This is a genomic window from Bradyrhizobium sp. AS23.2 (assembly GCF_001908185.1).
Lineage (GTDB): Bacteria > Pseudomonadota > Alphaproteobacteria > Rhizobiales > Xanthobacteraceae > Bradyrhizobium.
This window is the reverse complement of sequence record NZ_LGHM01000269.1, coordinates 1-4,543: the sequence shown is the minus strand read 5'-3', so window position 1 is coordinate 4,543 and position 4,543 is coordinate 1. Positions and strand designations below refer to the sequence as shown.

Sequence of the window (4,543 nt, the reverse complement as noted above, 5' to 3'; positions counted from 1 at the left end):
AACTCCTCGACGTCTTCTCCAAGGAAGAGTGCGCCAACTATCTCAAAAACTCAGGCTATGTTTCCGTATAAACACAGCACGCTCTAGTGCCCTCTATCGGTCCGTGCGACGCGGATTTTGAGAGTCTTCGCCTACACTGGACGTGCGTCATGCGGCGAGCCCCAGGGTAGCGCGGTGATCAATCTTTCAGAAACGGCCGGCGGAACTACGTGACGCCCAGATTGGCGGAAAACTCGCGCAGCTGGGCCAAAGGCTCATTGACAGCACGGCGAAGAAGCTCGCCGACGAATTCTTTGCGAAGCCCGGTGCTGGCCACCCATCGCGGGGTGGTCGACGGGATCATCGTCGCCGCGCTTCTTGTCTTTGCGGTGGCGACCATGACCGGCGCCCGTGCGCAGATAGGGCCACTATCATTCCATCGAGGCGTTTTGGCAATACATCATCTACATGGAAATCATTTACTCGCTACGGGAGGCCTTCTTCAAAAAGCGAAATACAATCTGACGCAATTGAAGGTGATTGAGAGTGTCGAGCAGCGCTTCAAGATGGGAAGCGAGCATGTCTATGGTGACTTCACTTCCCTGTTGGAAACGGCGGTAGAACTCGTAATCAAGACCATACAAGACCCTAGCGCAGCTAAGGAAAGTATTACGAACGTCCTCTTTGAGCATGAAATATCGAAGCTCAGGGACGCGGTCGCGCAACTAGGCCGTGAAAACGCGCCGGGCGGACGGCTTGCTGGAGTCCGCGGTGCCCCGGATAGCCGACATGTGACGCCACTTCCCGGCCGCCGCTCTTTTGGACGTTATTTCCGTCGATAGAATAGCACTCTGCCCGTCGGCAACAGTTGTAGCAGGATATCGAAGTCGGCAACGTTGGCGGTCAGCACCGAGAAGCCCGATTTTATCGCCTGCAAAAACAGCACGCAGTCTAGCAAAGCGCGGAGCCTGTAGTCGCCGGCATAGCGTTGTAAGCGACAGATCATACCCGATAGCAGCGCCGCGCGCCCAAGCACATCGGCATCAGGAACGAACGTTCGGTGCGCGCCGGCACCGACAGAATAAGGGTGCGTATTGCATCAATGGCGGTACGCGAACGGCCGTCCTCGGGATCGAGAACACCGATCGTGTCCATCAACTCCTGGATAGCAACGCTGGAGTGGTTGGTCTGTCGGTTGGCGATCAATACTTCAAGATTGTCGGGTGTCCGGCCCTGCATCTGGTCGATGTACACGCAGGTATCGAGCAGGAGTGACTGACCTCCGATCCGGTCGTCGCGGACGAACGGGAGATCACTGTCTTGGCGGCGCGCCAACGTCTTTCGCGGATCAAATCGCGCCCATCGCAGAGCCGCATCAAAATCGAAACCGCCAGACGTGCCGGCCGGAACCAAGACCTCCTTCAATGCGACGAAACAGGGATGAAACCATTTTCCGGCTTTCACGAAGGCATGGTGAAACCTTCGGCAACTAGGGAAAACGACGGGCCAAGGGCGCTGCGTAGATGGCGACGAATCGCGATCGGTCGAGGGACAGAATGTCACAGGTTCGTAAAGCTTTCTTAGGCGCTGTCGCGATCACATTGACGCTCGGAGCCGTGCAGTTCGCTTCAGGTCACGACCTCGTAGACCGCTGGCAGGCCGAACAGCCAAGCTACGTCGTCAATCGCGCCAGCAAGGCAGATCGCCTCGGCGACCTCAAGCCGCTTGCAGTTCCGATGAAAACGGTTTCCCTGCGCCCGAACGATCTCGCCGATACCTCGGTCCTGCTGCGTCTTCCGTCTGCGCAGGTCCGCGCCACCAAGCCGACGCGAAATCAAAGCAGTAAGCCGACACTCGCCTGCGAGCCCATGGTCAGCGTGCTCACGGAAGTCGCGAGGCTCCTGCCGCCCGGCCGCTGCGTGACCTGATCGGTCGATGTCAGCTTTCGCTCCCAAAGCGACCCAGTTGCCGCGCAGCCGTGGAATGACGCGATGGGCCAGAAGCGGCCAAGGGGGAGATTGGCGATCATCTCGGCGATCACTACCCGCTGCTGTTTAATGATCGGACGTGCCGTTCTCTTGTTTCGTAATATTCGGCCGAGAATTTGATTGACCATCGAGAGAAGAACGATTGTAATTTCTGAGTAGGCTTCTCGACCCCAAGATGCTCAGCAACGTGCGCGTTACGCAGCCACCTCACAGCCGGTCCAACGCCGGCGGTGCGCTCGAGCCCCTTAACAGCGGCGACGCCGACGATCTCCGCCTGCCGATAGCGAACGCCGGCCTTCCTGATCACATACATGCGCTTGAGGGTTTCATAGCCCTTGAATGCGAGCTGAACGAAGGGGTGTTTTTTGGCCTGTGGCCAAGCTGCCGGGTATACCGGCAACACCAAGAGCTTGCTCTTCGCGATGACCGCTGCCAGCACATGCAAGAGTTGCGTCCACGCTGGCCAGGACGTGACCTTCGAAAGCAATACTACGTGCATCGCCGTCGCTGCCCAAAAGAGATCGGAAGCCAAAGTACTGCGCCCAGGATCACGAGCAATGCGGCGCCCGGCGTGAGATGCCGGCATTTCCGGAACACCCAAGCCATGCCGATATCAAAGGCACGATGCACGGCTCGTTCGAACGCGTGATAGCTTATCTTTCGCCGCAGGCGCGACCAGTGTTGGCGGATCGATAGTCTCCATCGTCGACGGCTCCTCTCGGAAAGAGGAACAAGGCGCAGCGCGCCGCTCATGGCAGCAACGATGACGTTGCCGAGAACCCTGGCCGCGAAGAGCGGAAGCCAGACGATCTCCATTACCAAAGGGAAGGCGTAGTCGAGCAGCCGCATCAGGATCGAAAGGATCAAACGCAGGAGTTTGTTGGCGGCCTGCGCGACCACAACGAGTGGGACGATGATCATATCCTCGAGGGTGCCGCAGGAGCGACTTCCCATGGTCCATGCCAGATTATGATAATCGGTCATGGTGCAACGGTTCCGGCTGAAGACAATGGATCGTGCACGCACAAATTAGCAGATTGTACGGGCCGCGGGCTTCACTTACCGGTCATTAAGCAACAGCCCGATGTCCGCCAAGCCATAAGCCGTCACAGTTCGCAGCGGGCGGCACGTTTGCAATAGTGACGTTTAGGGTCACAGTTCGGCCCCGAGTGTTAGTGGACTCGCGGTGCCGCCAGACCTTTTCGATCAGCGGGGTGAGCTCGGCGACCATGGCATCGAACTCGATGAGGTCCGTCGAGAAGGTATTTTCCGCGCCGACGGACTTGCGGATGCGGTTGGCTCGGACCGCCGCTCGTCGAGCCCGCGCGAGATCCAGTAGTAGTAGGCTCCTGCCTTACCGAAATTCGTGTTCATAAACTCCAGGGTCTGGTTGCGCATGTCGAGACCGGTGAAGATGCCGAGTGCATTCATTTTGGCGCTCGTCGCCGGGCTTATCCCATGGAATTTACCAACAGGCAGCGTCCACGAAGGAGGGGCCCATCTCGGGGGAGATGACGAACTGACCGTTGGGTTTGCGGTGATCGGACGCGAGCTTCGCTAGAAACTTGCTGTAGGTGATACCGGCCGAGGCGTCGAGGCCTGTCTCGGCTTTGATCTTTTCGCGGATGAGCAGGGCGATATCCCTTGCAAAGCGGGACGCCCTGAAGGTTTTCGGTCACATCGAGGTAAGCTTCGTCGAGAGACAAGGGTTCGATGATGGGTGTGTGCTCGGCGAAGATATCGCGGATTTGCCGACTGATGGCTTTGTAGACTTCGAAGCGCGGCTTAACGAAGACCAGGTCCGGACATTGACGCTTTGCAGTGACCGATGGCATCGCTGATCGGACCCGGAACCTTCTGGCCTCATAGCTCGCCGCGGCCACGACTCCTCGCTCCGCGGAGCCGCCTACGGCAACCGGCTTGCCACGAAGCTCCGGATTGTCGCGCTGCTCGACCGACGCATAGAAGGCATCCATATCGATGTGGATGATCTTGCGGTGAGGTGCCACGGAGACGCCGTGTTCCGGATCGGAAGGGCGCATGCACGGATTGTACAGCGGGCCGCAAGCCAAGTCGCGGCGAAGTCAGCCATCATCGGCCTGCGGGCATTCAGGGCAGGTGTCGCCAATCGAATCCAATACCTAGCACCGATGAAGGAGGGCAACGCTAGCGAAAGGCCGCCCCTACGGAAGATCTGCCAAATTTTGCGAGTGTCGATAGCCATTGGTCCTTAAATTGTGTTTGCCTTTACCATCTGATCTCACCTGCGGCAGTACAACTGATATTCCGATACCGCGCTTTCGAAATCGCTTTGGGCTGAACGCCGCCTGCGAAACTCGGAAGAGCAATCATCCGTTCCGTTACTTGAGCTCAGGCATCGAGTGTAGCGCCTTAGATAGTTCTCAATATCGCTAAGAGCGGAATTGTAGGATGAGATTGCCGAGTTGCAGTCAGCTGTCCCTGCCGGAAACCTAATCCAGCTGGCCCGTGAGGCCGAATTGCGCAATGCTTCTGTCTCATGAGAGAAGCTTACAGCCTGGTCTGGTCGGTGCTGGTCTTATTGTTCCGGTCGCGGG

General features: G+C 58.0%; 5 protein-coding genes and 1 pseudogene. 2 read left to right on the top strand and 4 right to left on the bottom strand.

The features are described from left to right. Positions 1-305: 305 nt before the first annotated feature. A complete protein-coding gene (locus tag AC630_RS46035) occupies positions 306-821 on the top strand; it encodes a hypothetical protein (protein WP_167561379.1) in 516 nt (171 codons plus the stop codon). A gap of 160 nt (positions 822-981) precedes the next feature. Here the strand turns inward: AC630_RS46035 and AC630_RS40495 are convergent, their stop codons facing one another. Next, positions 982-1,443: a hypothetical protein gene (locus AC630_RS40495; protein ID WP_245330659.1), complete on the bottom strand. Its 462-nt coding sequence runs from the start codon at positions 1,441-1,443 to the stop codon at positions 982-984. A 92-nt stretch (positions 1,444-1,535) separates the two neighbouring features. Between AC630_RS40495 and AC630_RS40490 the strand changes: the two genes are divergently transcribed. Continuing rightward, positions 1,536-1,907, top strand: a complete 372-nt coding sequence (locus tag AC630_RS40490; RefSeq protein WP_074123920.1) for a hypothetical protein — start codon at positions 1,536-1,538, stop codon at positions 1,905-1,907. 112 nt (positions 1,908-2,019) lie between these two features. On the opposite strand, the gene AC630_RS47590 is transcribed toward AC630_RS40490, so the two are convergent. From AC630_RS47590 to dinB, 3 genes and pseudogenes are all read right to left on the bottom strand, one after another. Further along, complete coding sequence (locus AC630_RS47590) at positions 2,020-2,412, bottom strand: hypothetical protein (RefSeq protein ID WP_245330658.1); 393 nt, start codon at positions 2,410-2,412, stop codon at positions 2,020-2,022. A gap of 44 nt (positions 2,413-2,456) precedes the next feature. Continuing rightward, positions 2,457-2,951: a CD36 family protein gene (locus AC630_RS47585; RefSeq protein ID WP_245330657.1), complete on the bottom strand. Its 495-nt coding sequence runs from the start codon at positions 2,949-2,951 to the stop codon at positions 2,457-2,459. A 145-nt stretch (positions 2,952-3,096) separates the two neighbouring features. Further along, positions 3,097-4,009 (bottom strand): annotated as a pseudogene (dinB, locus tag AC630_RS40480) (DNA polymerase IV); the annotation flags it as partial. Between the last annotated feature and the right edge of the window lie 534 nt (positions 4,010-4,543).

Bases quoted from the DNA above. Each gene is read 5' to 3' on its own strand.
- AC630_RS40490 (WP_074123920.1), top strand. From the start codon at position 1,536: ATGTCACAGGTTCGTAAAGCTTTCTTAGGCGCTGTCGCGATCACATTG.
- AC630_RS47585 (WP_245330657.1), bottom strand. From the start codon at position 2,951: ATGACCGATTATCATAATCTGGCATGGACCATGGGAAGTCGCTCCTGC.